Here is a 2,945-nt window from a genome sequence, read left to right as displayed (position 1 = left end):
GCGCCCGGTGAAGTGGGGGTGGTCGGCCGGCAACTGCGCCGGCGGCTCCGCCCGGGCCGACTGCGACAACGCCGGCTCGGGGCGTCTGACGCCGCGCCGCGACCCGGAGCCGTCGGCCGGGGCGTCGTCGTCGAGCAGGCGTCCCGGGCGCGCGCAGGTCGCCACCCGGCTGGATGCGAGCTCGTCGGCGAGCCGATGCTCGATGTCGGCATACGCCGCGAGGGCCTCGGCCCGCCGGCCGTCCGCGGCGAGCGCGAGCAACAGCCGCGCCTGCAGTGCCTCGTCCAGCGGCTCGTATTCCGCGGCCAGCCGGATCGCGGGCAGCACCACGTGGACGCACCCGGCCCGCAGGGCGGCGTCGGTCGCCGCCCGGACGGCCGCGAACCGCTCGCAGTCGACGGCGACGAACTCCGGATGGGCCCGGCCGCCGGCCTGCAGGCCGGCGGCGTACCGGTCCCGCCACAGCGCCAGCGCCTCCCGGTAGAACTCGACGGCGGGCTCGCCGGAACTGCCGGCGGCCTGGGCGACCAGGCGCCGGAAGCGCATCAGGTCGAGCGACTCCCCGTCGACCCGCAGCCGGTACTCGGCGCCGTCGCGGCTCAGCACCGAGCCCGCTGCCCGCGTCGGCAGGCCCGGTTCGAAGCGCCGCCGGAGCATCCCGACGTGCCGGTGCACCACGTTGACCGCGCTGGGTGGGGGGTCGGACTCCCAGAGCAGGTCGACGAGTTCGGCGACGCTGACCGCGCCGCCGACCCGGGCGAGCAGCAACGCCAGGATCAGCCGCTGCTGCCGGGTGCCCAGGTCGATCTCGGACTGGTCGCGCCAGGCCCGCACCGGGCCGAGAACGGCGAAGGAGAGCGGGCTGGTCATCTTGATGCGATCCGGGTAGGGCTGGTTGCCACGATCGCCATAGCATGATGGCAGTGCCCGCGCCGCGCGACAGGCGCGTTGCGGCAATGTGAGCTTCGCCTCACCGGCCGGCTCGCCGGCCGACGGAGTCTTCCCTGCTCAGGCCGCCTCGAGGCCGGTGCGCAGGGCGCGCAGCGCATAGTGGGTCCGCGACTTCACCGTGCCGATCGGCACTCCCAACCGGCCCGCGACCTCCTCCGGTGACCGCCCGACCAGGTAGACCTCGGAGAGCAGACTGCGCTGCGCCGGGCTCAGCCGACCGAGCGCGTGCCGGATGGCGTACGAGGCCAGCGCGCTGCCGGTGGTGTCGTCACCAGCGGGGATCCAGGTCATGTCAACGAGATGGACCTCGGCCGGGCGGCCCCGCCGCAACCGGACGCCGTCGATGACGAGCCGCCGGGCGACGGTGCAGAGCCACCGGCGGGCGGCATCGCGCTCGTCCGGCACCGAGTCGAGGTGCCGCCAGGCCCGCAGCATCGTCTCCTGGAGCAGATCCTCGGCGGTCTGCCGCTGCCCGCGGGTCAGCACGAGCAGGAGACGCAGCACGGCACGGGCGTGGTCCACGTGCAGCGCGGTCATGCGCTCGGCCCGGCCGGCCGACGATTCGTCGAGTGCCCGCAGCACGATATCTCCCCCGTAAGCAGGAGCAACGGTGAATGCGGCACGAGCCTAGGGACGATCGATGCGAATGGACTGACGCGAAAATGCGAATCGAGTGCCGTCGCCGACCGCGATCGGTCAGGGACGCGACGTGACCGCCGCGAGCAGGCCGGCCAGCCGCCGGCCGGTCGGGGTCTGCGCGTACGGGATCAAAGCCAGCGCCTCCTGCCACGCCCGCACCGCAGCGTCCTGGTCGCCGGCGGCGGCGAGGGCGTCGCCGAGCAGCGCCAGGACCTCCGCGGCCGGCGCCGACGCCGAGGCCTCCTGGTAGGCGGCGGCCGCCTCGCGCCAGCAGTCGACCGCCTTGCCGGGCTCCCGGCGGGCGGAATGCGCCTGGCCGAGCACCTCCCACGCCTCGGCGATGCCCAGCCGGTACCGCGCTCCGCGCGACAGCGCCATCGCCTGCTCGGCGCAGCGCACGGCCTCGTCCGCCCGGCCCAGTTCGGCGTAGCTCGCCGCCATGATCACCAGGACGTCCGCGAGTAGCTTGTCGTCGCCGGCCCGCCATGGTCCCAGCGCCGCGGAGAGCGCCCGGACGACCTCCTCGTGTCGCCCCTGGGCGCTGTGAATCATCGCCCGGTTGATCCCGGCCCGGGTCATCTCGTCGTACAGGCCGAGCCGGGCGAGCAGCTCGACCGCCTGGTCGAGATGCCCGACCGCGGTCTCGTGCTCGTGCCGGAAGTAGGCCGCCCCGGCCAGGCTGCGGTGCATCCGGGCCTGCCCGACCAGGTCGCCGCCGGCCCGGGCGGCCTCGAGGGCCACCTCGCCGGTCGTCGTCCAGTCGGCCCACCGGCCGCTGCGTTCGAAGAAGTGCTGCATGCCGAGGGCGAGCTGCCAGGCCTCGGTGTGCCGGCCCTGCCGGGCGGCCCGGCCGACCAGCGCGATCAGGACCTGCCGCTCGGCGGTGAACCAGCGCATGGCCTCGCCGTGGTCGGCGAAGCGCAGCGGGGTCTCGGCCGGCCCCGGCTCGATCATCGGGTGGTACTCGGAGGCCAGCAGCCGTCGGTGTGCCTGATAGCCGGTCGCCCGGTAGAACTGCAGGCAGCGCAGCTCCGCGGCGGCGCGCTCGGCCGGGCCGTCGTTCTCCTCGCCGAGCTCCGTGGCATAGGCCAGCAGCAGATCGTGGGTGCGGTAGCGGCCCGGCAGGTCCTCGCTGATCAGGTGCGCGCGGCTCAGCTCACCGAGCAGTGCCCGCGAGCTACGCAGCGAAACGCCGGCCAGGCCCGCCGCCCCGGCGATCGAGACGTCGGGGCCGGGATGGATCGGCAGCAGCCGGAAGAGCCGGGCGGCCGGGGCGGAGAGTGCCTGGTAGGACCAGGAGAAGACGGCACGCAGGCCGGTCTGCGGGTCGTCGCCGTCGAAGCCGTCCAGGCTCC

General features: G+C 74.8%; 3 protein-coding genes. All 3 read right to left on the bottom strand.

Annotated features, from left to right (window positions below; genetic code table 11):
* Positions 1-870 (bottom strand): BTAD domain-containing putative transcriptional regulator (locus JNW89_RS33085; RefSeq protein WP_238452037.1); only part of this gene is annotated, 870 nt, incomplete at its 3' end.
* A 138-nt stretch (positions 871-1,008) separates the two neighbouring features.
* Positions 1,009-1,533, bottom strand: a complete 525-nt coding sequence (locus JNW89_RS33080) for a sigma-70 family RNA polymerase sigma factor (RefSeq protein ID WP_238452036.1) — start codon at positions 1,531-1,533, stop codon at positions 1,009-1,011.
* A 114-nt stretch (positions 1,534-1,647) separates the two neighbouring features.
* The coding region (locus tag JNW89_RS33075) for a tetratricopeptide repeat protein (protein ID WP_375155180.1) at positions 1,648-2,945 on the bottom strand (1,298 nt) is incomplete at its 5' end.

The sequence above is a fragment of the Micromonospora sp. 4G55 genome (assembly GCF_016803375.1).
The sequence above is the reverse complement of the archived record's forward strand: the minus strand, read 5'-3'. Positions and strand labels throughout refer to the sequence as shown.